The following is a 22,281-nucleotide window of genomic DNA, read 5'->3' as shown; positions in this document are numbered from 1 at the left end:
ACAATCTCCGCTGGTCACACAAGGCAGACGGCCCGTCGTCCGGGTTCGCATAATCATGGCGCCGCGCTTCTCCCGACGAAAGAGACCCACTGTGAGAATTCACCTCAGCGCTCTCGTGGCGCTGTCGATGATCGCGCTCAGCGCCTGCGGAGCGACCGCGCCGAAACCGGACGGCACGCGCGCGGGCGGGGCGGGCGCGCCCATCAGCGGGCTGCGCATCATGGTGCCCAACACCCCCGGCGGCGGCTACGACACCACCGCCCGCACGGCCGCCAAGGTCATGGAGGACACCAAGATCGCCACAGGGGTTCAGGTGTTCAACCTGCCCGGCGCCGGAGGCACGGTCGGCCTGCAGCGCACGATCAACGAGAAGGGCAACGGCAAGCTCGCCCTACTCATGGGCCTGGGCGTGGCCGGCGCCTCGTACGCCGCCAAGTCCAAGGCGACCCTCACCCAGACCACCCCGATCGCCAAGCTCATCGAGGAGGCCGGCGCGATCGTGGTGTCGAAGGACTCGCCGTATCGGACGATCGGTGACCTGGTGGCGGCGTGGAAGAAGGACCCCGGGAAGGTGACGGTCGGCGGCGGGTCCTCGCCGGGCGGGCCGGACCACCTGCTGCCCATGCAACTGGCCAGGGCCGTCGGCATCGACCCCAAGCAGGTCAGCTTCGTCTCCTACGACGGCGGCGGCGAACTGCTGCCCGCCATCCTGGGCAACAAGATCGGCTTCGGGGCCAGCGGCTACGGTGAGTTCCTCGACCAGGTCGAGGCGGGCACCGTACGCATCCTCGCGGTGACCAGCGCGGAGCCGATCGACGTCGTCAAGGACGTGCCCACGCTCAAGGCGTCCGGCATCGATCTCGTCTTCAGCAACTGGCGCGGCATCGTGGCGCCGCCCGGGATCAGCGACGCCGACAGGAAGACCTGGATCGACGCCATCACCAGGATGCACGACTCGCGGGAGTGGAAGGCCGAACTGGCCAAGCGCGGCTGGACCGACTCCTTCCTCACCGGCGACCGGTTCACCGCCTACCTCGCCGAACAGGACAAGAACGTCGTCGCCATCCTCGCCGAACTCGGGCTGGCATGAGCCACGGCACCCCGGCGGCGGCGAAGGACCGCGCGCAGTACGGCGTGTGCGCGGTTCTGGCCCTCGCCGGCGTCCTGGTGATCGCCGACAGCCTCGGGATCACTCATCTGACCAGCAGCAACGACCCCATCGGGCCGCGCCCGGTCCCGGTCATCCTGGGCGTCTGCCTGCTCGGGGTGGCGATCGGGTACGCCGCCGACGTCGCCCGCGGCGGCCGCGGCGAGCCGGAGCCCGGCGAGGACGTCGACCTGACCACCCGCGCCGACTGGCGTACCGTGCTGCTCCTGATCGGCGTCTTCCTGCTCAACGTGGCGCTGATCGACTGGCTGGGCTGGGTCGTCAGCGGTTCGATCCTGTTCTGGGGAGCGGCCTTCGCCCTGGGCAACCGGCATCACGTGCGCGGCCTGCTGATCGCGGTCACGCTGGCCCTGGTCACCTTCTACGCGTTCGCGATCGGCCTCGGCGTGAACCTCCCGGCCGGCGTGCTGCGGGGCATCCTGTGACGGACAATCTGAACCTCCTGCTCGACGGCTTCGCCAACGTCATGGCCCCGGGCAACCTCCTGATGGCCCTCATCGGCGTGATCGCCGGAACCGGTGTCGGGGTACTGCCCGGCATCGGCCCGGCCATGACGGTGGCACTCCTGCTGCCCATCACCTACGGCCTGGACCCCACCCAGGCGTTCATCCTGTTCGCCGGCATCTTCTACGGCGGCATGTACGGCGGCTCGACCACGTCCATCCTGCTCAACACGCCGGGCGAGTCCTCCTCGGTCATCACGGCCATCGAGGGCAACAAGATGGCCAAGGCGGGCAGGGCGGCCCAGGCGCTGGCGACCGCGGCGATCGGCTCGTTCGTCGCCGGCACGATCGCCACGCTGGCGCTCGTGCTGGTCACACCGTTCGTGGTGAGCTTCGCCGTCAGCCTCGGCGCGCCCGACTACTTCGCCATCATGCTGCTGGCCTTCGTCGCCGTCTCGGCCACGCTGGGCGCCTCCCGGGTACGCGGCTTCGCGTCCCTGCTGATCGGGCTGGTCATCGGGACGGTCGGCATCGACGGCGTCACCGGCCAGCAGCGGCTCACGCTCGGCATCCCCCAGCTCGCCGACGGCATCGACGTGGTCGTCGTCGCCGTCGGCATCTTCGCCGTCGGCGAGGCGCTGTGGGTCGCCGCGCACCTGCGCCGCACGGCCGTCCCCGTCGTCCCCGTCGGGCGGGCGTGGATGGGCGCGGAGGACTGGCGGCGATCCTGGAGGCCGTGGTTGCGCGGCACCGCGCTCGGCTTCCCGTTCGGCGCCCTGCCCGCCGGCGGCGCGGAGATCCCCACCTTCCTGTCGTACGTCACGGAGAAGCGGCTCGCAGAACGGCCGGAGGAGTTCGGTCACGGCGCGATCGAAGGCGTCGCCGGACCGGAGGCCGCCAACAACGCCTCGGCCGCCGGCACGCTCGTGCCGATGCTGGCCATCGGCCTGCCCACCACGGCCGTGTCCGCGGTGATGCTCGCCGCCTTCGAGTCCTACGGCATCCAGCCGGGGCCGCTGCTGTTCGAACGCCAGCCGGCCCTGGTCTGGACCCTGATCGCCGGCCTGTTCCTGGGCAACCTGCTCCTGCTGGTGCTCAACCTGCCGCTCGCTCCCGCCTGGGCCAGGCTGCTGCGGATCCCGCGCCCCTACCTGTACGCGGGCATCCTGTTCTTCGCCTCCATGGGCGCCTACGCCGTCAACGCCCAGCCGTTCGACCTGCTCCTGCTGCTCGGGCTCGGCCTGCTCGGCTTCGGCATGCGCCGCTTCGGGCTCCCGGTGCTGCCGCTGATCGTCGGCGTCATCCTCGGCCCGCGCGCCGAGCTCCAGGGCCGCCGCTCGCTGCAACTGTCCGGCGGAGAACTGCCGGGCCTGCTCGGCGGCCCCGTCTCCTTCCTCGTCTACGCCGTCATCGTCATCGTGCTGGCCTGGCCGTGGATCAGGCGTTTCGCCCGGCGGCCCCCACGGCGGCGTAACGCGCCGCCAGCTCGCCGCACGCCTCGATGAGCTCCGGCGGGCCGCCGCCGCGGAACACCCGCCACCGCGCCCGATCGAGATCCAAGACGAGAAGGCGGTGTGGCTCCACCCGGAGGGGCGGCGGCTCCTCCGCCTCCCGCGCCGCCGTGGCCGAGTAGTCGAAACGCGGCACCTCGCACCAGTCGCGGCGTGCCTGAAGGAGCGAGAGCAGGAGGAGTGAATGGCGGCCATTCGATGTCCGCCTCTGGTGGAACCGTGCCCGCATGGCTTCCCCACATACCGCTTCGCCGCCGGACTCCTCGATGATCACCAGTGGCCGCGTGGCGCTGATCGCCGTCGCCGTAGTGCTCCTCGCCGACTTCATGGAGCTGCTCGACGCCACGATCGTGAGCGTCGCGGCTCCCGAGATCATGCGTGAGCTCGGCGCGAGCGAATCAGCGATTCAGTGGACGGTCGCCGGCTACACGCTCGCGATGGGCGCCGTGCTCATCACCGGAGGGCGGCTGGGCGATCAGTTCGGCAGGCGGCGCGTCTTTCTCGGCGGACTGTCCGGATTCGGCGTCGCGTCGGTGCTCTGCGCCCTGGCGCCGAGTCCCGAGGCGCTGATCGCCACTCGTGTGCTGCAGGGCCTGGCCGGTGGACTCATGGTGCCGCAGGTGTTCGGGATCATCCGCTCCTCGCTGCGCCCCGCCGCCCGCGCCAAGGCGTTCGGCGCGTACGGGGCGGTGCTCAGCCTCGCGTCGGTCGCCGGACCTCTGCTCGGCGGGTTCCTCGTCGACGCCGATCTGTTCGGCCTCGGGTGGCGCGCGATCTTCTGGGTGAACATTCCCATCGCGATCGCCGGCCTGATCCTCGGCGCGAGATACCTGCCCGAATCGCAGGCCGAGGAGAAGCCGCGGCTCGACGTTCCCGGCGCCGTTCTGGGCGCGGTGACGTCCGTGCTGGTGCTGCTGCCGCTCGTCCAGGGCCGCGAATGGGGCTGGCCCTGGTGGGGCTACGCGATGATGGCGAGTTCCCTGCTGACCGGCGGGCTGTTCCTGCTCTGGGGGCGCCGGGTCTCATCGCGCGGGGAGCAGCCGGTCTTCGATCCCGCCCTGCTCAGGGTGCGATCCTTCTCCGGAGGGCTCGCCGCCTCGCTGCTCTTCTTCGGCGCCGTCGGTTCGTTCTTCTTCCTGTTCTCGCTGTACCTGCAGCTCGGGCTGGGGATGAGCGCGTGGGAGACCGGGCTGGTGATCGTCCCCTACGCGGCCGGCGCGATCGTGACCTCCGGCATCGGCGTCCAGTTCGCCGGCCGGGCCGGGCGGGCGCTCCTGATCGGCGGAGCTCTGGTCCTGGCGGTGTCCCAGGTCGTCCTGCTCGTGGTCGTGGGCGCCGGGGCTCACCCCGGCTACTGGCTCCTGGCGCTGCCGCTGTTCATCGGCGGCCTGGGCCTCGGCCTGACCGCGCCCTCGCTCGTCAACGTGATCCTGGCCGGGGTGCCGGCGAGGGCCGCGGGTTCGGCCGGCGGCGTGCTCACGACCGTCAGCCAGATCGGCAGCGCCGTCGGTGTCGCGGTGCTCGGCGGAGTCTTCTTCGCCGGTGTCGATGGGGCGCTGGCCGCCGGGACGGCCGTGGCCGACGGATTCGCGCAGGCGTTCGCCGCGATCCTTCCGTGGCAGATCGGGTTCTACGTGCTCGCGGCGGTGCTCATGCTGCTGCTGCCCGCGCGCGCCGCCGTATCCGCGGATTGAAGTTGCTCAGTTGTACTTACTAAGTTTTACTGAATACATGGCAGGGAGAACATCGGAGCTCGGCCGCTTCACGGACGTGGCGCTGCTGGTGCTCATCAGCCTCGCGGAGGGGCAGAAGCACGGATACCGGATGATCAGCGATATCGAGGAGTTTTCCGGGACGTCGCTGGAGCCGGGCACGCTCTACGGCGCGCTGATGCGGCTGGAGGAGCGTGGCTGGATCGAGCGGGTGGAGTCGACCGAGCGGCGCAAGCCGTACCGGATCACCGAGAGCGGACGTGACGCGCTGCGTGAGCAGCTCGCCACGCTGCGCCGGGTCGAACGGGCAGGATTCAGGCGAGTGGCATGGGGGCAGGCGTGAGACGGCGTAGGGGCGTGCTGCGGATCGTGGCGGGGGTCGTGCTGGGGCTCTATCCGAAGCCGTGGCGGGAGCGTTACGGCGAGGAGGTCGCCGACCTGGTCGACTCGCGGCCGGTGCGGCTGCGCACGGTGGCCGACCTGGCCGGCGGGGTGGCCGACGCGTGGGTGCACCACCGGCGCGTTCCCGGCGCCCGGCCGCCGCGCGTGCCGCTCCCGGCGATCCTGGCCGTCGGCGCGGGCGCGCTGGGGTTGTTGTGGAATCCGGGTGTACGCGACGCCGCCAGCCTGCACGGCGTGTGGGAGCGGGCGGCCGGAGCGGGCGCGATCGCCGCCGAACTGCACAGGACGGCCACGGCGTTGTTCGCCATGGCGGGGCTTCTGGCGCTGCTGTCGCTCTGGCAGGTCGCCGTGAGGGTACGCGCCGCCGGGAAGGACGCGCAGGAGCGGGCGATCAGGGGGCGGATGGTCATGGTGGCGGCCCTGGTCGCCGTCCCGGCCGGGTTCGTCGTCGCCGCCTACGTCGGCCTCGGATTCCTGGACGTCGGCCATCCCGTCGGGCCCCTCGCGGAGGCCATGCTGGGCGGCTTCTTCTCGCCGATCGTCATGGCCCTCGTCCTGCCGTTGCCCCTCACCGCGGCGGCGTCTCCCCGGCTTGCGGACGCCGTACGCGCCGCCGGCAAGTCGCTCGCGGTGGCCGCCATCCTGAACGCTATCGCCTGGCTGGCCGTGGCGGCCCTCCTGGCGATCGGGCTGAGGCAGGCCTCGCCGTGGTTCGCGATGGCCGTGGCGGCCAGCGCGCTGGTGAGCACCGGCATGGCGGCGCTGGTGGCGCGGGCCGTGCTCAGGCGGGCCCCGCATGACCCGGTCGGGCCTTCCTCGATCGGCCGCCTCCCGGCCTGAGGCGTCGCACCGCTCCTGCCTACTCCTGCCAGTCCGCGTCGGGGATCTCGTCGGCCAGGGAGAGTATGACCGAGCCGCTGACCGGTTCCGGCCCCAGGTCGCCCTGGGCATGGCGCAGCGCCAGTACGGCCCTGGCCGCGACGTCCCCGATGGTCGCGTACACGTGCGGCGCGTCGGCGGAGAAGGCCACGAAGTCGCCGGTGGACAGCGTGACCGGCTGGTCCACCGGCCCGGCGGTCAGCGTGCCCGCGGTGACCACGATGTTCTCCACCCCGGCGTGGCCGCGCGAGCGGTACTCCTGGCCGGGCAGCACGATCATCTCGTAGAACTCCACCGTGTCCAGGCCGCTGGAGCTGAACCTGTGCATGAAGCGCAGATCCAGATTCGGCCGGGTGACCCGCGCGCCCTGGTCGGCCCGCACCACGGTGACGGGCGGCCGCCTGGCGCCGTCGATGAGGTCGGTCACCGGCACGCCCAGAGCGGCGGCGAGTGATGTCACGGTCTCCAGCGTCGGGTTGCCCTGCGAGCGTTCCAGCAAGGACAAGGTGGCGGGGCCGACGCCGGCCCGCCGCGCCAGTTCCGCGCTCGACAGGCCGCGCAACCGCCGCAACCGCCGCAGATTCGCGGCCAGCAAGTCAATGATCTCCACGTTACCCATCACAACCTCCGGGTGAATTCTCGCGCCCTTTGAAGGCTCCTCTGGGCGGAAGGGGGCTTGACGATTGGGGTGCTCGGCGTTCAGTATGCGATGTCATCGTTCGATTCGTCGAATTGTAGAGCTACGAGCAGGGAGTTTGCATGCCGTCAGAGATCGTTGCCCGGGTCATGTCAGGTCTCTCGGAGACCATCGGCGTCCGTTTCTCGGCCAGTGAGGGCGAGCACCGCGCCGCCGAGTTCCTGTCCGAGTGCTTCCGCGAGCAGGGCCTGCCGACCACGTTGCAGCGCCTCGGCTTCGTCGGCTGGTCGGTGACGCGCGCGCCCAGCCTGACCGTGGCGATCGGCGGCGCCGAGGAACCCCTGGACGTGGCGCCCGTGGTCTACTCCGCACCGGCCGACGACCTGACCGGGACACTGCGCAGGTACGGCGTCAAAGTGCTCATCGAGGGCCTGTACGAGATGCCCACCATGGAACTCGTGGACGGCGCCGGAAACCCCGTCGCCCAGATCGTGGTCAACGCGAGCGGCGACGCGATCCCGCTGATCAACCCCAGCGCGCTGTATCGCGTCCCGATGGTGGTGGTGTCCGCCAAGGACGGCGAACGGCTGCTCGCCGCGATCGACGCGGGCACACCGGTGACCGCGCGGGTGTCCATCGGCACCCGGCTCGACCCCGACGCCTACTCCTACAACGTGATCGCCACCTACGAGGGCGACCCGTCCTCCAGCGACTACGTGGTGGTCTGCGCGCACTACGACACCCAGCTCGACACCCCCGGCGCCTACGACAACGCCTCCGGCACGGCCGGCATGTTCGGCGTACTGGAACACCTGCGGGCCAACGACATCGCGATGAACGTCAAGTTCGTCGGCATCGCGGGGGAGGAGGTGGGCATGTTCGGCTCTCACTTCTTCGTCAACGACCTCACCGAGCGCGGCCTGCTCGGCCAGGTGCGCTACTGCGTCTGCCTCGACCAGATCTCCGGCGGCGACTTCTTCTGGCTGTGGTGCACCGACCCGGACCTGCGGGCCACCGCGCTCGAGGCCATCGAGGGGGCCAAGGTCGCCGAGATCGGCGAGGTCAGGGTGGACGACAACAAGCCGGGCGCCGACCACTGGGCCTTCCACGAGCGGGGCATCCCCGCCCTCCTGCTCATGTGGTGGCGCCAGGCCGACTACCACAAGCCGGGCGACACGTTCGACAAGGTCGACTTCGGCCGCGTCGACGTCGCCGTCGAGGCCGCCGGACGACTGCTGGCCTCGCTCGCCAAGCAGATGTGAGGAACCGGATGTCCACCACCACGCGAACGCCGTCACCACCCGCGGACACCCCGTCCGCCACCCGGCCCGCCGGGCGGCGGACCGCCACGGCGCTCGCCGGCGGACTCTCGTGGCGGCAGTGGGCCCTGGTTGCGCCCGCCGTACTCGCGACGCTGCTTCTCTTCGTCGCCCCGCTGGGGCAGATGGTCGCCGCCAGCTTCACCGGCGGGGCGTCGGCGTACCGGCGGGTCCTGACCGACGGGCTCTACTTCGAGGTGACCGTCACCACCCTGCGGGTGTCGCTGATCGCCACCGCGGTGACCGTGGTCGTCGGGTACGCCACCGCCTGGTGCATGGCCCGCTGCGTGCGCAGCGCGGCGGTACGGCGGGCCCTGCTCCTGCTTCTGGTCACCCCGCTGTTCATCTCCGCGGTGGTCAGGTCGTTCGCGTGGCTCGTCCTGCTGGGCAAGGAAGGGCTGGTCAACGATGTCGTCAGGGCGCTCGGGCTGTCGCGGGAGGGCTGGTCGCTGCTCTACAACGAGACCGGCGTGATCATCGGCCTGGTCTACATCCTGCTGCCCTACACCACCCTGTCGATCCTGTCGGCCTTCGAGGCGCTGGACGGCCGGCTCGAACGCGCGGCGGCGGACCTGGGCGCGACCGCCTGGCGCCGGTTCACCTCCGTCACGCTGCCCCTGACCGTGCCCGGCGTCGCCAGCGGGGCGCTCATGGCGTTCGCGATGGCGGTCACCGGGTACGTCACCCCGGCCGTGCTGTCCGGCGGCCAGGTGCGGGTGCTGTCCATGCTGATCTACGAGCAGACCCTGGTGACCTTCGACTGGGTGACGGCCAGCGTACTCGCGGTGCTGCTGCTGGTCCTCTCGCTCACCGCGGTCATCTTCTACCTGCGGATGCTCAGGCGGTACGCGATGGAAGGAGCACGATGAGCCAGGGAATGGAGACCGGCCGCGTGGCCAGGACCGCGGGCAGGCTGTGGCTGATCCTGGTGTCGCTGTTCCTGCTCGCGCCCTCGGTGGTGCTGCTGGGCACGGCGGTCACCACCACCGGGTACCTGGCCTTCCCGCCCGAGGGCCTCACGCTGCGGTGGTTCGCGCTGGTGCTGTCGGACCCGGCGTGGGTGGACTCGATCGTGGCGTCGGCCAACATCGCGCTGATCGCCACCGTCGTCGCCGCGGCGCTGGCGGTCCCCGCGACGCTGGCGCTGACCTCGCCGCGGATGCCCGGCCGCGACACCGTCGAGGCGCTGCTGACGATGCCGATGCTGGTGCCGCAGATCGTGCTGGGCGTCGGGCTGCTCCAGTTGCTGCTCGTCCTCGGGGTGGGGCGGACGTACCCGGGCTTCGTCATGGCGCACGTGATCCTGGCGCTGCCGTTCGTGCTGCGCAGCGTGCTCACCTCGCTGCGCGGCGCGCCCAGAACGCTCGAACAGGCCGCGGCCGACCTGGGAGCCGGCCCGTGGCGCAGGTTCGCCCACGTCACCCTGCCGCTCATGCGCACCGGGCTGGGCGCCGGATGCCTGCTCGGCTTCGCGGCCAGCTACGTCAACGTCGAGGTCAGCATGTTCCTCTCCACGCCGGCGCTGAACCCGCTGCCGGTCAAACTGCTCAACCAGGTCGCGTACACGGTGGATCCCGGGGTGTCCGCGGTCTCCACCCTGACCGTGGCACTGGCCTTCGTGGCCATGTTGATCGTGGACCGGGTGTCCGGTCTCAAAGCGGCGGGAGCACCCTCATGACCCGGACAGGACGCGGGCTCGCCGCCCTCGCCGCGGCCGCGCTGCTGGTGAGCGCGTGCGGGAACGTCATAGACGCGCAGAACCAGGCCAAGTCCGGCGAGGACCACGGCGGCGGCAAGCTGCTCCGCGTCGCGATCTTCGGCGGCTCCTGGGAGAAGGGCATCAGGCAGAGCGTGATCGCCCCCTTCGAGAAGGAGACCGGCATCCGCGTGCAGGCCGAGATCGGCACCTCCACCGTCACGCTGGGCAAGCTGCGCCAGTCGCCGGACGCCGTCGACGTCGCCCTGCTCGACTCGGGCATCTCCGAGGCGGCGCGCGCCGAGAAGCTGGTGGCCGCCCTGCCCGAGGACAAGATCCCGGCGATGTCCGAGCTGGCCGATCGCGCCAAGCTGCGCGACCGCGACGGAGTCTGGGCCCTCACCATGGGCTACTGGGCCCTGGGCCTGGCCTACAACAGCGAGAAGGTGAAGACGCCGCCCGGCTCCTGGGAGGACCTGTGGGCGCCCGCGAACGCCGGCAAGGTCGCCATCCCGGCGCCCGCGACCACCGGCGGGCTGCCGCTGGCGCTGCTCGCGGCCGGTCGGCTGGAGGCCAAGGGCGGCGCCGACATCACGCCCGGCCTGACGAGGCTGAGCGACCTGAACGCCGTGTCCTTCTTCGACTCCTCCGGCGCGGCCAGCAACCTGCTGCAGTCCGGCGAGGTCGCCATCGCCGCCCACTACAACTCCGGCGCCTGGCCCCTGGCCGACCAGGGCCTGCCCATCAAGTGGGTGGCGCCCAAGGAGGGAGCGCTGGCCGCCGACAGCCGCTGGCACGTCACCGCGAAGGCGCACAACACGGAGGCGGCCTACAAGTTCCTGGACTTCGCCTCCCGCAAGCAGGCGCAGGAGGGACTGGTCAAGACGCTCTACCTGGCCCCGGCCAGCACCACGGCGGTGATCCCTGCCTCGGTGCGCGAGCGCATGCCGTACGGGCCGGACGGCTCGCTGGACGACCTGCGCTACGTGGACTGGGACATGGTCAACGAGAACAAAGCGAAATGGACGGACGCATGGACCAGGACCGTGCCGCGATGACCGGCGGACAGCTCGAGCTGCGGAAGGTCAGCAAGCGCTACGAGAGCCAGCTCGTCGTGGACGACGTCGACCTCACCGTCGCCGAAGGGGAGTTCCTCACGCTCCTCGGCCCGAGCGGCTGCGGCAAGACGACCGTGCTGAACCTTCTGGCCGGGTTCATCGGCCCCGATGCCGGTGACATCCTCATCGACGGGGTGAGCATGGTGGCCACCCCGCCCAACCGCCGTCCGGTGAACACGGTGTTCCAGGACTACGCGCTGTTCCCGCACCTGAGCGTGCTGGACAACGTCGCGTTCGGACCGCGGATGGCCAGGATGGACCGCAAGGCCCGGCGCGCGCTGGCCGGCGAGGCGCTGGAGCTGGTCGGCATGAGCGGCTTCGGCGATCGCCGCCCGGCCGCGCTGTCCGGTGGCCAGCGCCAGCGTGTCGCCCTGGCCAGGGCCCTGGTGTGCCGGCCCCGCGCGCTGCTGCTCGACGAGCCGTTCGCCGCCCTCGACCTGCAACTGCGCAGGCAGCTCCAGCGCGAGCTGCGAGCCCTGCACACCGAGCGCGGCACCACCTTCGTGTTCGTCACCCACGACCAGGAGGAGGCGGCCACACTCTCGGACCGGATCGCGGTGCTGCGCGGCGGCCGGGTCGAGCAGGCGGGCACACCGGGAGACATCTTCGACCGGCCGGAGACGGCCTTCGTCGCCGGGTTCATCGGCGAGTCGAACGTCCTTCCCGCCGTGACGGGGGAGGCCGGGCTGGTCGTGCCCGGACTGGGCGGCGCGCGGATCCCCGTTCCCGCCGCCCGTCTCTCGGCCGAGGGCGTCGCGATCCGCCCGGAGCGGCTGCGGGTGCTCGCCGCGTCCGAGGACCTTCCGCAGGGCTGGTACGGCGTGCCCGCCCGCACCCTGGACGTCATCAGAGTGGCCTCGGACATCCGCGTCACCGCCGCGACCGAGGCGGGCGCCACGCTACGCGTCACCCTGCCGGTCACCCAGCCCGCCCCGGGCGAGAACGAGAACGTGCGCCTCGCCTTCCATCCCGACCACGTCGTTCCCCTGCCGCAGGCCTGACGTCGTCTTCGGTGCCGGGTCGCAGCCCGCGTACCAGGCACAACGTCGCCAGGACCGACGCCGCGGCCATCACGGACATGGCCACGGCGGGAGAGGTGTACTGCGCGATGGCCCCGGCCAGAGCCGCCCCGACACCCTGCATGGTCATCGTCCCGGACGAATGCAGCCCCAGGGCTTGCCCCCGGATCTCGGCGGGAGTCAGCGCGATCAGCCGCTCCTGCAGGAGCAGGCTGCTCGCGAAGCCCGCCGAGGCCAGCGTGACGGCCACCGCCGCCAAAGGCGGTGCGGGCTCCAGCAGGAAGATCAGATAGGGAGCGGCCAGCAACAGTCGCAGCGGTACGGCGAGCCGCTCCCGCCACCGCGGCGCGAGGAACCGGCCGACGAGCACGTCCCCGGTCAGCATGCCGAACGCGGCCAGCGCGAAGAGCAGCCCCGCGTGGCCGGGCGCGTACGGGACGAAAAGCGCCTCACAGCCGACGATCAGCCCGTTCGGCACCCAGAGCGCCAGATAGACGTACCGGCGAGGCGCCGACGACCACAGCCGCACGTTGGTGCGCCAGGTGACGGCGACCGACGGGCGGCCGGGAGCACGCGCCGCCCGCCGGGACAGTCCGGAACCCGAGATCAGCGCGCCGGCCAGGGCGAGGACCGCGGCGGCGAGCAGCGTGCCCCGCGGCGACAACACGTTCACCAGCAGGCCGCCCAGCGCGAACCCGCAGATCTGCGTCAGGCCCACCGACATGTTCAGCACCGATCGGCCGAGCAGGTATCCGTCACGCGGAAGGATCTCGTTCAGCAACCCGAACCGCACCCCGCCGCCCAGCGACGCGATCAGCCCGAGGCAGAACAGGACGGCGAAGATCGACCACACCGGCAGCCCGGGAACCGCCATGACGGCCGTGCCGACGCCGAAAGCCGCGGCCAGGGCGCTCAGCGCGGCACGCGGCGGCAGCCGGTCCGCCGCGGACATCAACGCCGTCGCGCCCACCACCTGGGCCAGGGACGGACCGAACATGCTCAGAGCCGCGAGCAGCGGCGAGCCGGTCGCCGCGTAGACGAGCGTGCCCAGCGCCAGGCCGCTCACCGTCGAGGCCATCGTCTGCGCGGCGGAGGCGGCGAACAGCGGCGTGAACTCCGGCACCCGGAAGAGGTCCCCATACGTACGCATGGGGGAATCTCATCGGTGCCGATGGCCGGGCCGGTAAGGTTTCGCGGGGGAGCGAAACATGGGTTATTGGGAAGTCAACGCCGACACCCTCGCCAGGAGCCGGTTCGTGGTGTCCGCGCTGGCCGAGACCACCGCGAGCCTGCTGACCTTGGCGATGGGGAGCGCGGCGCATCCGGGTGAGCGCGCGTGGCTGGATGCCCACCGGCCCGCCTACCGGCGCCGGATGGCCGATGATCCGCTCAGCGCGCTGCTGCTGCGCGCCGCGCTCGGACGCCACTGGATCGCCGACTTCCTCATCCCCACGCCTGACGACGGAGCCGCGAGGTTCGAGGACGAACTGGAGCGCGTACGCGAGACCCCCGCCGAGATCATCCACGCGGACCTGGAGGTGACGCTCGGCGGGCCGCTCCCCGCCCCGCTGGACCGCGCCGACCTGGGAGAACGCGCCGCCGACCTGCTGGCGTGGGTGTGGCGGGAGACGGTGTCGCCCTCCTGGCCGCGGCGCCGCAGGGTCGTCGAGGCGGACATCGCCGCCAGGTCGGAGCGGCTGAGCCAGGGCGGGTGGGCCGCGGTGCTGGACGGCATGCGGCCGGGGATGCGCTGGCTGGGGGAGGGCCGGCTGCAGATCAACGCGCACGACAACCCGCCCCGGGAACTGTCCGGCGTCCAGTTGCTGTTCGTGCCGGTGACCCCGGGCTGCGGGCGGTGGGTCAGCTGGCGCCTGCCACACCGCTACGCCGTGATCTACCCCTGCCGGGGAGCGCTCGCCGAAGGTGAGCGGGTGCCGGTGCCCGACGCCTTGAGCAAACTGCTGGGGCAGGCTCGGGCCGGCGTTCTCGTGCTGCTCGCCGGCCCCAAGAGCACGACCCAGCTCGTGGCGCTGACCGGGCAGGGACTCGGTTCGGTGGGGCGCCACCTCAAGGTTCTCCTGGACGCGCGCCTCATCCGGCGCCGGCGGGTGGGCCGCTCGGTTCTCTACTCCCGCACCGATCTCGGCCAGGCCCTGGTCGAAGGCCTGTAGTCGCTCCGCGCGCGAGGCGATCTCCACGGCCCGCCCGCCTTGCCGAGAAGGAAGGACACGGTGCGGACCGTGACGTGGCGCGGAGCGTCGAGGGGCCTGGGCAAGCCGTGCGGGGATCTCATCGGGTTCCGGCGGCCGGACGCCAAGGTTTCGCGGGCGGGCGAAAGACGAGGTCAGCGCGGGGCGTGGTGACGCACGTTCAGGCGCATGAGGTCCTTCCCGACGATCATCTTGCCGCGGTAGCCGGCCTTCTGCGCGCCGGCACGGGCGCGCTCCTGCCACTGCGCGTGCGGCTGGAAATCTCCGATATGGCTGAGCACAAGGGAATCGACGCCCGACTGCCGGGCCACCGTACCCAGGTCGAGAACGTCCGTGTGGGTCGTGCGCATGTGCTCCACGAAGTGCTCTGAAGCTCCGTGCTCGTGCCACCACTGGGGATCGTTGGCCTCGTGGACCAGGATGTCCGCGCCCTCGGCGAGGGTGGGGATGTTCGGCGTCAATGTGGTGTCTCCGGAGAAGACCACGCTGCCGTGTTCGGTCTCGAACCTGTAGGCCAGGCTGGGGAAGACGACGCCGTGGGAGACCAGGATGGCCGTCACCCTGACGTCGTCGTTGCTCATCACGGGGAAAGCCTTCATGGCCGGCGCCGTGTTGCCGATGGGGGACGCGCCCACATCCGGCAGCTTGATCTCATGGACGCGGAGGGCGGCGGCCGGGTCGAATCCGATCTTCTCGGCGATGAAGGTGTTGCTGGAGTAGGCGAAGGCCTCGTTGGAGAGCCTGGTCAGGTCGGCGAGGCCGGGGGTCGGGCGGTGCGGAGCGACCCATTTCGCGCCGGGAACGTCGGGCAGGGCGCCCGCGCTGGGCGGGCCGTAGACGTCGATGCTCGGCAGGGCGCCCGTCTGGGACATGATCGCGGGAGCCATGTACATCGCGAGGTTGAAGTAGTCGGCGATGTGGTCGGCGTGGAGGTGGGTGACGAAGATGCCCTTGAGCTTTGCCGGGTCCAGGCCGGCGCGTACGTACTGCGACACCGCCCCGCGGCCACAGTCGACCATGTAGACGTTGCCCCGGACCACGAGCGCGCTGGCGATGCCGAAGCGCCCGCTCGAAGGCGTCGGACCGGCCGCGGTTCCCAGCAGGACCAGGTCGGTTCCGCCGGAGGGTGTCCTCGCCAGCGCGGGCGCCGGCTGGGAGAGGGCTCCGACCGACGCGATGCCCGCGGCGATGGCACTTGAGCGCAGGAGCGTTCGCCGGCTCAGCGGACCTGGCGTATGGGCATGGTCGTGATTGTTCACAGACGTTCCTCTCACGGTGCGGCCTCGACGAGATGACACTTCCACGCCGCCCCGCGCTTTCGCGTCGGTGATATCTACCTACCTCACTACTCTGTGGTACTGTATAGTGGTACTCGGTACTACAAAGTACCGAGAGGGCGAAGAGGACCGCGATGGACGACCTGACGGAGATGCTGAAGGGCACGCTGGAGGGCTGCGTGCTGGAGATCATTGGCGGTGAGGAGACCTATGGGTACGCCATCACCCGCCGGTTGAACGAGCTCGGCTTCGCCGATGTGGTGGAGGGCACGGTCTACACCATCTTGCTGCGGCTGGAGAGGAACGGGCTGGTCGTGGTGACAAAGCGGCCGTCCGGGCAGGGCCCGCCGCGCAAGTTCTACGCGCTCAACGACTCCGGGCGCGCGGAGCTGGCGAAGTTCTGGGCGAAGTGGGAGTACGTGACATCACGGATCGACACACTCAAGGAGGGTGGGCGATGAACTTCTGGGAGACCATCACAGGCAGTGATCTCACCAGGGAATGGAAGGCGTTCGAGGCTCGGGCCGGGGCGCTGCCCGCCGATTACCGGGGGGCCTGGGAGGAGATCAAGGGTCATCTGACCCTGCACGGGGACTTCACCGGCCGCAACCTGATGCCGATCTTCGACGGCGTGCTGGGGCTGCTCGAAGAGAGCGCGGCCGAGGGGCAGAGCGTGGACGAGGTGCTCGGCGACGACATCGCGGGCTTCTGCGCGGCGCTGGCCGGGGGCGAGCGGGCTCGCAGCTATCGCGATCGCTGGCGCGAGCAGTTGAACAGGAACGTGGCCAGGAAACTTGGCCGGCTAGGAGGCTGACATGGGCATCCAGGACATCATCGAGGGCAAGAAGCAGTGGCGGGCGCACATGGCGCGGGTGAAGGCGCTGCCGCCGGACTACCAGATCGTCTACAAGGAGATGCAGCGGTACTTCTTCAAGGTCGGGCCGGTCGACCTGCCCGACGGGCCGCTGCTGCCGGGGATCGTCGACTTCTTCGAGGAAGGCGTCGCCGCGGGCAAGGGCGTCCTGCAGCTCATCGGCAACGACGTCGCCGCCTTCTGCGACGACCTGATCAAGGACACGCCGACCCACGCCGACTTCTACCAGAAGTCCCTCATCGACAATCCCGGCACGACCGAGAAGTAACACCCATCGGCCGGCGGTGAGCTGCGAAGTGACAAGCCACGAACGAGAGAACGGATAGCCGCATGACCACCAACCAGGACAACTCCCCACAAAGCGGTGTCGAAGAAGGCTGGGGAAAGGTCGCCGACGCGTTCCACGCGAACTTCGACGCCCCCGGCGAGGTCGGCGCGGCGTGCAGCGTCAACGTGGGCGGCCGCCCCGTCGCCAACCTGTGGCGCGGCCTCGCCGATCGCGAGGCGACCCGGCCGTGGCGCGAAGACACGATCGTCCAGGTCGCCTCCACGACGAAGGGCGCCACCGCGATCTGCGCCCACATGCTGGCACAGCGCGGTGAGCTGGACCTGGACGCCCCGGTCACCCAGTACTGGCCGGAGTTCGGCGCCAACGGCAAGGAACAGATCAAAGTACGCTGGCTGCTGTCCCACCAGGCCGGCCTCCCGCTCCTCGACGGACCGCTGACGTTCGAGGAGGCGTGCGCGTGGCACCCGGTCATCCGTGCGATCGAGGCGCAGAAGCCGCTGTGGCAGCCGGGCACCGAGCACGTCTACCACGCCGTCACCTACGGCTTTCTCGTCGGGGAGGTCGTGCGCCGGATCACCGGCAAGTCGCTCGGCACGTTCTTCGCCGAGGAGGTGGCCGCCCCGCTCGGGCTGAGCGCCTGGATCGGGCTGCCGGAAGAGCACGAGGAACGAGTGGCCCGCCTCCACTACGCCGACGCGTTCAGCGTGGAGGAACTGCTCGCCGGGATGATCGCGTCCACCGGCCTCGACGCGGAGACGGTCACCGCATGGGTCCAATCCCTGTGGAGTCCGGGCTCGATCCAGATGCGCGCCGGCGAGCTCGGCGGCGCCCTGGACAACACCTCCGACTATCACACCACGCGGGCCTGGCGCGCGGCCGAGTTCCCGGCCGCGAACATGCTCGCCGACGCGCACTCGCTGGCGCGGATGTACGCCGCCACGGTCAGCGACGTCGACGGGGTGCGGCTGCTCGATCCGCCCGCGGTCGAGACGATGACGGCCGTCCAGACCGACAAGACGCGGATGTACGGGCTGCCGCCCGGCCTGGACATCCCGGCCGACCGGTCCTTCTACATGTCGCTGGGGTTCTGGCGGGCCTGCCCGCCGGCGCCGATGATCGGGCCGGGGTCGTTCGGCCACCCGGGTTCCGGTGGATCGATCGCCCTGGCCGACCCCGACGGCGAGGTCGGCTTCTGCTACGTCACGAACCTCTGGAACTTCCGGCCCGACGACCCGAGGGCGGCGAACCTGGCCAAGGCCGTCCGTTCCTGCCTCGGCTGACATCTACGGCCCGGTTCCGTCAGGGGGCGTCGACCGCCTCGGCCCTGGCGAGGACGGCGGGCTTGAGGGTCTGCGCGCACCACTGCGCGAATCCGGTGGCCGGGCCTGCCTGCGGTGAGCGGTCCACGCCCGAGTCGAGGCCCTGGTCCTTGGCGCGCTTCATGTCGACCATGCCCTCGACGAACGCCTCGTTGAGGCCGTAACCGAGCATGGTGGAGCGCAGTTCCCCGAGCGGCTGACGCCGGTAGCGGACCGGGCGGCCCAGCTCCTCGGTCATGATGCGGGCCAGGTCGTCCGGCGACAGGTCCTGCGGGCCGAGCACCGGAACGCTGCCGACACCGGTCCAGGAACGGTCGAGCAGCAGCCCGGCCGCCGTCGAGGCGATGTCGGCGACGGCCACCAGCGGGGCCGGGCGGTCCGCGGCGACGGTGTCGGTGAAGACGCCGTTCTCGCGGATCGAATCGGCCTCCTCCAGCAGGTTCTCGAAGAACGACGGGCTGGCCAGGGCCCGGTAGGCGACGCCGGAGCCGGCGATCAGGTCGTCCATGGCCAGGGAGGCGGTGACCAGCCCGGCCCGGGCGGCCTGCGGGGTGCCGCGGCCGAGCGCCGAGACGCCGACGACATGGCCGACGCCGTGGGCGGCGAACGCCCGCGCGGCCGGGCGGGTGAAGCCGCTGTACGCCTCGTCCGGTGTGAGGGAGGCGTCCGGCGGCACCAGCCAGAAGACGGCGTCGGCCCCGGTGAAGGCGCGTTCGACGGTCGCGGCGTCGCCGTGCGAGCCGGTGACCACCTCGACCCGTTCGCGCACGGCCTCGGGGAGCCGGGCGGGATCGCGGACGATGACGCGTAGTGCGGGCCCGGCCTCGACCAGCAGCGACAGCAGCCGCCGGCCGATGTTCCCGGTGGGAGCGGTAATGACGATCATGAAAACCTCGCGGTAGGTGCCGGATCGGTACAGCCCCCATCGTGAGGAGTCCCACCGTATTGCCACAATGGGAATTTCAGCATCCAATCATTGCCCGAAATGGAATGATGCCGGTGACCAGCCCAGATCCGAACCTCGACGCCAACCTCGCCATTGCCCTCGACGCGTTGCTGACCGAGCAGAGCGTCACCCGGGCCGCCGCGAGGCTGCGCACCTCGCCCGCGGCGATGAGCCGTACCCTGGGCCGGCTGCGCCGGGTGCTCCAGGATCCGCTCCTCGTGCGGGCGGGGCAGAAGATGGTGCCCACACCCCGCGCCGAGGCGCTGCGGGACGAGGCCGCCGCGGTGGTGCGTCAGCTGGAGGCGTTGCTCACCCCGGGCGGCGGGATCGACCCCGCCGCGCTGCGGCGCACCTTCACCGTTCAGGCCTCGGACCTGGTCGGTACGGCGCTGGCGCCGGGACTGCTCGACCTGGCCAGGCGCCGGGCGCCGGGCGTCTCGCTGCGGGTACTGGCCGAGGAGTGGGAGGCGGGCCCCGCCCTGCGCGAAGGCCGGATCGATCTGGAGATCGGGGCCATCGACCACGTCGACCCGGAAACCAGGGTGGAAGAGCTGGTCACGCTGCGGATGGCGGCCGGCGTCAGGGCCGGGCACCCGCTCACCGGCGGAACGCTGACACCCGCCAGGCTGGCCGGGGCCGAGCACGTGGCGGTCAGCCGCCGGGGACGTTTCACCGGCCCGCTGGACGCGGCCTTGGCCGAGGAGGGGCTCACCCGGCGGGTCAGCGCCGTCCTGCCCGGACATCTGGCGGCGATGGCGCTGGCCGCGGCCGGCGACGTGGTCTGCCTGGTGCCGGCCGCGCTGCCGGGCGAACCCCCTTCACCACTCAGCGACGCCGCGCACACGATGGGGCTGCGCCTGCTGGAAATCCCGCTGCCGCTGCCACCGCTGACGATCGGCATGGCCTGGCACCCGCGCCACACCGCCGACGGGGGCCACCAGTGGCTGCGTGGCGCCGTGCGCCGCGTACTCCGTCGCGCCGACAGGCCATGAGATCCCGATGTAGGGCGTTCACCGGACATTGCCCGGCCCGGCCCGTCCTTACAGTGGAAATCACCTGAGAGGCGGACGGAAAGGTCGCGGTAGCACGCTCTGATGGGAATGCAGATCAACGTCCTGGGACCCTGGGAGATCAGCGCAGGCGGTACGCGGCTGCCGCTGGCAGGCGCGCGACGGGTCGGGGTTCTGACCAGGCTGGCGCTGAGTGCCGGGCAGCCGGTTTCCGCGGACCACCTGCTCGCCCAGGTCTGGGACGAGAGCACCGCGACGACGGCGGCCAAGCAGTTACAGATCGTGGTGTCGAAGCTGCGTGGCCTGCTCTCGCCGCACGCGGGCATCGCCACCGTTTCCGGTGGATACCAGCTCAACGTTCCGCGTGAACACGTGGACGCCCTGCTGTTCTCGCTCCTGGTACGCCGGGCGCGTACCGCGAAGACGCAGGGAGACCTGACGACGGCGGACGGCCTGTTCCACCGGGCGCTTACCCTGTGGCGGGGGGAGGCGCTGGCGGGCGTCCGCGCCCCGTGGGCCCGTGCCGAGGCCGCCCGCCTGGAGGAGGAACGCCTGGCCGCCCAGGAGGACCACGCCGACCTGCGCCTGGCCGCCGGCGACCACCACGGGCTGATGCCGACGCTGGCCGGTCACGTCACCGCGCACCCCCTGCGGGAACGACCGCGTGCGCAGCTGATGCTGGCGCTCTACCGGGCGTCGCGCCCCTCCGAAGCGCTCGACGTGTACCGGGACATCCGCCGCGTCATGGCCGACGAGCTGGGCATCGAGCCGGGACCGGCACTGCGTACCCTGCACCAGGCAGTGCTCAGGCGAGACCCGGCTCTGGACGCCCGCGGGCATGCGTCGTCCTGGGGTTAAGGGGGGTGTTGCCGACGCGTGCGCGCCACAGGTCGTCCTGGGCGCCTGACTTGTGCCAGAGCTGGGCGATGCCGTTGCGGCCGAGGTCGCCGAGCGGGACGAGGAAGTCCGCGGACAGCGTTCTGGCGAACTCGTCCGCGTCGCCGATGGTCCGGGGTTCCTTGTCGCCGGCGCCCAGCCGGCGCAGCGTGCGGGACAGCAGTACCAGCGTGTGGCCGGAGCTCGGCCGGGCGGCAATGAGCGTGGTGACGTACGCCGATTCGGTGGAGGTGGACAGTTCACGGGAGCGGGCGGCGAAGTCGGCGATGTCGCACGGTCGCAGCCGGAAGTCGTAGGAGGCGATCGTTCCGCCGGGGTGGTGGTGGAAGCGCCAGGTGTCCGGGTCGAGCCGTTCCAGCCGGTAGGTCAGGTTTCCCTGGGCGTGCGACCCCTCGCGCAGCGGCAGCGGCTCGACGAAGCCGTCCCCGATGCCCGCGTCGGCCAGCCAGCGGCGGCCGTCGAGGTCGACGAGCAGCGCGCTGTGGTTGCCCCACATCGCCGCGCCGCGAGCCGCGCGCATGACGGCCGCCTCCACCATCGTCACCTGGAAGCCGGCCAGGCGCAGCAGCATGGCCAGGCCGCCGTTCTGCTCGAAGCAGTAGCCGCCGCGGCGCCGCCGTACGAGCTTGTCGAACAGCGGCTCAGGTTCGAGGCTGATCGGCCTGCCGAGCTGGATGTCGAGGTTCTCGTACGGCACGGCCTGCCGCCAGGCCCGGTGCAGGGCGACAAGCGTCTCCAGGTCGGCGGCCACGGGCCCGTGATGCCCGATCCTGTGGAGCATCGGGCCGATGGTCATCTCTGCGGTCATGTACGCCTCCTAAGTGAAAGAAGATCACCCACTTACTTAGCATAAATGACTGAGATCCTTCCGTATACTGCTGGAGTGGACAACGAGAGCCCCGGTCGCAAGCTCCGAGCCGATGCCAGGCTCAACCGTGAGCAGATCATCGAGGCGGCCCGCGTGCTGTTCGCCGAGCGCGGCGCCGAGGTTCCGATGGACGAGGTGGCCCGCCGCGCCGGTGTCGGGACCGCCACCCTCTACCGCCGCTTTCCCGACCGCGAGGCGCTGGTGCGCGAGGTCGCGCTGGACGGCTTCCACCGCGTGGTCGCCATCGCGCGCGACGCCGAGGACGAGGAGCCGGACGCCTGGCAGGCGCTGTCGCGTTTCATCCACCGGGCCGCCGCCGAGCTGCGGCTGGCCACCTGGCTGTCGATCTGGTTCGCCAGTACCTGGGAGCGGGTCCACGACGACCCCGAGCAACGGCGGCTGCGCCGGATTCTGCTGAAGATCCTCGACCGGCTCGTCCACCGCGCCCAGGCCGACGGCGTCCTGCGCCGCGACGTGGACGCCGGCGACCTGGCGATGATGACGGCCCTGCTGCTGCGGCCCATGCCCGGCCTGCGTACCGAGCTCACCCAGCGCGGCGTGGACCGCTACCTGGCGCTCATGCTCGACGGCCTGCGCGCCCACCCGGACAACCGGCGGCTGCCCGACGGCGACATCGGCCTGGCCGACCTCGGCGGCGATTGACGGCACCCTTCGCTCGGACATCGC

24 protein-coding genes are annotated in these 22,281 nt (G+C 71.1%); 19 read left to right on the top strand and 5 right to left on the bottom strand.

The annotated features are described in order from the left end of the window. Positions 1-91: 91 nt before the first annotated feature. From ACFWY5_RS15265 to ACFWY5_RS15240, 6 genes are all read left to right on the top strand, one after another. On the top strand, positions 92-1,090 hold the full coding sequence (locus tag ACFWY5_RS15265) for a Bug family tripartite tricarboxylate transporter substrate binding protein (protein ID WP_379632382.1): 999 nt from the start codon (positions 92-94) through the stop codon (positions 1,088-1,090). Then, positions 1,087-1,593, top strand: a complete 507-nt coding sequence (locus tag ACFWY5_RS15260; RefSeq protein WP_379632380.1) for a tripartite tricarboxylate transporter TctB family protein — start codon at positions 1,087-1,089, stop codon at positions 1,591-1,593. Before ACFWY5_RS15265 ends, ACFWY5_RS15260 begins: the two co-directional genes overlap by 4 nt. 41 nt (positions 1,594-1,634) lie before the next feature. Further along, a complete protein-coding gene (locus tag ACFWY5_RS15255) occupies positions 1,635-3,116 on the top strand; it encodes a tripartite tricarboxylate transporter permease (protein WP_379632655.1) in 1,482 nt (493 codons plus the stop codon). Between the two features lie 233 nt (positions 3,117-3,349). After that, positions 3,350-4,816, top strand: a complete 1,467-nt coding sequence (locus ACFWY5_RS15250) for an MFS transporter (RefSeq protein ID WP_379632378.1) — start codon at positions 3,350-3,352, stop codon at positions 4,814-4,816. 37 nt (positions 4,817-4,853) lie between these two features. Beyond that, complete coding sequence (locus tag ACFWY5_RS15245) at positions 4,854-5,177, top strand: PadR family transcriptional regulator (protein WP_379632376.1); 324 nt, start codon at positions 4,854-4,856, stop codon at positions 5,175-5,177. After that, the gene (locus ACFWY5_RS15240) at positions 5,174-6,076 is read left to right on the top strand and encodes a hypothetical protein (protein ID WP_379632374.1); all 903 of its coding nucleotides are present in this window, start codon (positions 5,174-5,176) and stop codon (positions 6,074-6,076) included. The genes ACFWY5_RS15245 and ACFWY5_RS15240 overlap by 4 nt, the downstream gene beginning before the upstream one ends. 19 nt (positions 6,077-6,095) lie before the next feature. On the opposite strand, the gene ACFWY5_RS15235 is transcribed toward ACFWY5_RS15240, so the two are convergent. After that, on the bottom strand, positions 6,096-6,725 hold the full coding sequence (locus ACFWY5_RS15235; protein ID WP_379624404.1) for a helix-turn-helix domain-containing protein: 630 nt from the start codon (positions 6,723-6,725) through the stop codon (positions 6,096-6,098). A gap of 149 nt (positions 6,726-6,874) precedes the next feature. Between ACFWY5_RS15235 and ACFWY5_RS15230 the strand changes: the two genes are divergently transcribed. Genes ACFWY5_RS15230 through ACFWY5_RS15210 form a run of 5 tightly spaced genes read left to right on the top strand, consistent with a single transcriptional unit; the run spans position 6,875 to position 11,886 of the window. Beyond that, a complete protein-coding gene (locus ACFWY5_RS15230; RefSeq protein ID WP_379632372.1) occupies positions 6,875-8,014 on the top strand; it encodes a M28 family metallopeptidase in 1,140 nt (379 codons plus the stop codon). An 8-nt stretch (positions 8,015-8,022) separates the two neighbouring features. Continuing rightward, on the top strand, positions 8,023-8,940 hold the full coding sequence (locus tag ACFWY5_RS15225) for an ABC transporter permease (RefSeq protein WP_379632370.1): 918 nt from the start codon (positions 8,023-8,025) through the stop codon (positions 8,938-8,940). Further along, on the top strand, positions 8,937-9,749 hold the full coding sequence (locus ACFWY5_RS15220; RefSeq protein ID WP_379624411.1) for an ABC transporter permease: 813 nt from the start codon (positions 8,937-8,939) through the stop codon (positions 9,747-9,749). Before ACFWY5_RS15225 ends, ACFWY5_RS15220 begins: the two co-directional genes overlap by 4 nt. Further along, positions 9,746-10,825: an ABC transporter substrate-binding protein gene (locus ACFWY5_RS15215; protein ID WP_379632368.1), complete on the top strand. Its 1,080-nt coding sequence runs from the start codon at positions 9,746-9,748 to the stop codon at positions 10,823-10,825. The genes ACFWY5_RS15220 and ACFWY5_RS15215 overlap by 4 nt, the downstream gene beginning before the upstream one ends. After that, a complete protein-coding gene (locus ACFWY5_RS15210) occupies positions 10,801-11,886 on the top strand; it encodes an ABC transporter ATP-binding protein (RefSeq protein WP_379632366.1) in 1,086 nt (361 codons plus the stop codon). The genes ACFWY5_RS15215 and ACFWY5_RS15210 overlap by 25 nt, the downstream gene beginning before the upstream one ends. Here ACFWY5_RS15210 and ACFWY5_RS15205 read toward each other — a convergent pair. After that, positions 11,804-13,054 carry an MFS transporter gene (locus ACFWY5_RS15205; protein ID WP_379632364.1) on the bottom strand — a complete coding sequence of 417 codons (1,251 nt, stop codon included), beginning with the start codon at positions 13,052-13,054 and terminating at the stop codon, positions 11,804-11,806. The two genes, ACFWY5_RS15210 and ACFWY5_RS15205, sit on opposite strands and share 83 nt — an antisense overlap. 58 nt (positions 13,055-13,112) lie before the next feature. Between ACFWY5_RS15205 and ACFWY5_RS15200 the strand changes: the two genes are divergently transcribed. Further along, on the top strand, positions 13,113-14,075 hold the full coding sequence (locus ACFWY5_RS15200) for a transcriptional regulator (protein WP_379632362.1): 963 nt from the start codon (positions 13,113-13,115) through the stop codon (positions 14,073-14,075). 173 nt (positions 14,076-14,248) lie between these two features. Here the strand turns inward: ACFWY5_RS15200 and ACFWY5_RS15195 are convergent, their stop codons facing one another. Beyond that, positions 14,249-15,373, bottom strand: coding sequence for an MBL fold metallo-hydrolase (locus ACFWY5_RS15195; RefSeq protein WP_379632360.1), 1,125 nt, complete (start codon positions 15,371-15,373; stop codon positions 14,249-14,251). 152 nt (positions 15,374-15,525) lie between these two features. Here ACFWY5_RS15195 and ACFWY5_RS15190 point away from each other — a divergent pair, with 152 nt between their 5' ends. The 4 genes from ACFWY5_RS15190 to ACFWY5_RS15175 all read left to right on the top strand — a co-directional run bounded on the left by ACFWY5_RS15190 (position 15,526) and on the right by ACFWY5_RS15175 (position 17,834). Continuing rightward, positions 15,526-15,852 (top strand): PadR family transcriptional regulator, encoded by a 327-nt coding sequence (locus ACFWY5_RS15190; protein ID WP_379632358.1) that lies wholly within the window; start codon positions 15,526-15,528, stop codon positions 15,850-15,852. Further along, positions 15,849-16,205: a DUF1048 domain-containing protein gene (locus ACFWY5_RS15185; RefSeq protein ID WP_379624425.1), complete on the top strand. Its 357-nt coding sequence runs from the start codon at positions 15,849-15,851 to the stop codon at positions 16,203-16,205. The genes ACFWY5_RS15190 and ACFWY5_RS15185 overlap by 4 nt, the downstream gene beginning before the upstream one ends. A gap of 1 nt (position 16,206) precedes the next feature. Next, the gene (locus tag ACFWY5_RS15180; protein WP_379624427.1) at positions 16,207-16,533 is read left to right on the top strand and encodes a DUF1048 domain-containing protein; all 327 of its coding nucleotides are present in this window, start codon (positions 16,207-16,209) and stop codon (positions 16,531-16,533) included. Positions 16,534-16,595: 62 nt separating this feature from the next. Beyond that, positions 16,596-17,834, top strand: coding sequence for a serine hydrolase domain-containing protein (locus tag ACFWY5_RS15175; RefSeq protein ID WP_379632356.1), 1,239 nt, complete (start codon positions 16,596-16,598; stop codon positions 17,832-17,834). Positions 17,835-17,853: 19 nt separating this feature from the next. Here ACFWY5_RS15175 and ACFWY5_RS15170 read toward each other — a convergent pair whose 3' ends face one another. After that, positions 17,854-18,759, bottom strand: a complete 906-nt coding sequence (locus tag ACFWY5_RS15170; RefSeq protein ID WP_379632354.1) for an NAD(P)H-binding protein — start codon at positions 18,757-18,759, stop codon at positions 17,854-17,856. Positions 18,760-18,872: 113 nt separating this feature from the next. On the opposite strand from ACFWY5_RS15170, the gene ACFWY5_RS15165 reads away from it, so the two are divergent. Both ACFWY5_RS15165 and ACFWY5_RS15160 read left to right on the top strand, forming a co-directional pair. Continuing rightward, positions 18,873-19,811, top strand: coding sequence for a LysR family transcriptional regulator (locus tag ACFWY5_RS15165; RefSeq protein WP_379632352.1), 939 nt, complete (start codon positions 18,873-18,875; stop codon positions 19,809-19,811). A 102-nt stretch (positions 19,812-19,913) separates the two neighbouring features. Then, complete coding sequence (locus ACFWY5_RS15160; RefSeq protein WP_379632350.1) at positions 19,914-20,687, top strand: BTAD domain-containing putative transcriptional regulator; 774 nt, start codon at positions 19,914-19,916, stop codon at positions 20,685-20,687. Here ACFWY5_RS15160 and ACFWY5_RS15155 read toward each other — a convergent pair. Further along, a complete protein-coding gene (locus ACFWY5_RS15155; protein ID WP_379632348.1) occupies positions 20,635-21,534 on the bottom strand; it encodes an arylamine N-acetyltransferase in 900 nt (299 codons plus the stop codon). The two genes, ACFWY5_RS15160 and ACFWY5_RS15155, sit on opposite strands and share 53 nt — an antisense overlap. Before the next feature lie 75 nt (positions 21,535-21,609). On the opposite strand from ACFWY5_RS15155, the gene ACFWY5_RS15150 reads away from it, so the two are divergent. Continuing rightward, positions 21,610-22,257, top strand: a complete 648-nt coding sequence (locus ACFWY5_RS15150; RefSeq protein ID WP_379632346.1) for a TetR/AcrR family transcriptional regulator — start codon at positions 21,610-21,612, stop codon at positions 22,255-22,257. The last annotated feature ends 24 nt before the right edge of the window (positions 22,258-22,281 follow it).

The sequence above is a fragment of the Nonomuraea sp. NPDC059007 genome (assembly GCF_042740555.1).
Lineage (GTDB): Bacteria > Actinomycetota > Actinomycetes > Streptosporangiales > Streptosporangiaceae > Nonomuraea.
This window is presented reverse-complemented; position numbering and strand designations above follow the sequence as displayed.

Coding starts and splice junctions, on each gene's coding strand:
- ACFWY5_RS15260 (WP_379632380.1), top strand. CDS start 1,087: ATGAGCCACGGCACCCCGGCGGCGGCGAAGGACCGCGCGCAGTACGGC.
- ACFWY5_RS15255 (WP_379632655.1), top strand. CDS start 1,635: ATGGCCCCGGGCAACCTCCTGATGGCCCTCATCGGCGTGATCGCCGGA.
- ACFWY5_RS15250 (WP_379632378.1), top strand. CDS start 3,350: ATGGCTTCCCCACATACCGCTTCGCCGCCGGACTCCTCGATGATCACC.
- ACFWY5_RS15245 (WP_379632376.1), top strand. CDS start 4,854: ATGGCAGGGAGAACATCGGAGCTCGGCCGCTTCACGGACGTGGCGCTG.
- ACFWY5_RS15230 (WP_379632372.1), top strand. CDS start 6,875: ATGCCGTCAGAGATCGTTGCCCGGGTCATGTCAGGTCTCTCGGAGACC.
- ACFWY5_RS15225 (WP_379632370.1), top strand. CDS start 8,023: ATGTCCACCACCACGCGAACGCCGTCACCACCCGCGGACACCCCGTCC.
- ACFWY5_RS15220 (WP_379624411.1), top strand. CDS start 8,937: ATGAGCCAGGGAATGGAGACCGGCCGCGTGGCCAGGACCGCGGGCAGG.
- ACFWY5_RS15215 (WP_379632368.1), top strand. CDS start 9,746: ATGACCCGGACAGGACGCGGGCTCGCCGCCCTCGCCGCGGCCGCGCTG.
- ACFWY5_RS15210 (WP_379632366.1), top strand. CDS start 10,801: ATGGACCAGGACCGTGCCGCGATGACCGGCGGACAGCTCGAGCTGCGG.
- ACFWY5_RS15205 (WP_379632364.1), bottom strand. CDS start 13,054: ATGCGTACGTATGGGGACCTCTTCCGGGTGCCGGAGTTCACGCCGCTG.
- ACFWY5_RS15200 (WP_379632362.1), top strand. CDS start 13,113: ATGGGTTATTGGGAAGTCAACGCCGACACCCTCGCCAGGAGCCGGTTC.
- ACFWY5_RS15190 (WP_379632358.1), top strand. CDS start 15,526: ATGGACGACCTGACGGAGATGCTGAAGGGCACGCTGGAGGGCTGCGTG.
- ACFWY5_RS15185 (WP_379624425.1), top strand. CDS start 15,849: ATGAACTTCTGGGAGACCATCACAGGCAGTGATCTCACCAGGGAATGG.
- ACFWY5_RS15180 (WP_379624427.1), top strand. CDS start 16,207: ATGGGCATCCAGGACATCATCGAGGGCAAGAAGCAGTGGCGGGCGCAC.
- ACFWY5_RS15175 (WP_379632356.1), top strand. CDS start 16,596: ATGACCACCAACCAGGACAACTCCCCACAAAGCGGTGTCGAAGAAGGC.
- ACFWY5_RS15170 (WP_379632354.1), bottom strand. CDS start 18,759: ATGATCGTCATTACCGCTCCCACCGGGAACATCGGCCGGCGGCTGCTG.
- ACFWY5_RS15160 (WP_379632350.1), top strand. CDS start 19,914: ATGGGAATGCAGATCAACGTCCTGGGACCCTGGGAGATCAGCGCAGGC.
- ACFWY5_RS15155 (WP_379632348.1), bottom strand. CDS start 21,534: ATGACCGCAGAGATGACCATCGGCCCGATGCTCCACAGGATCGGGCAT.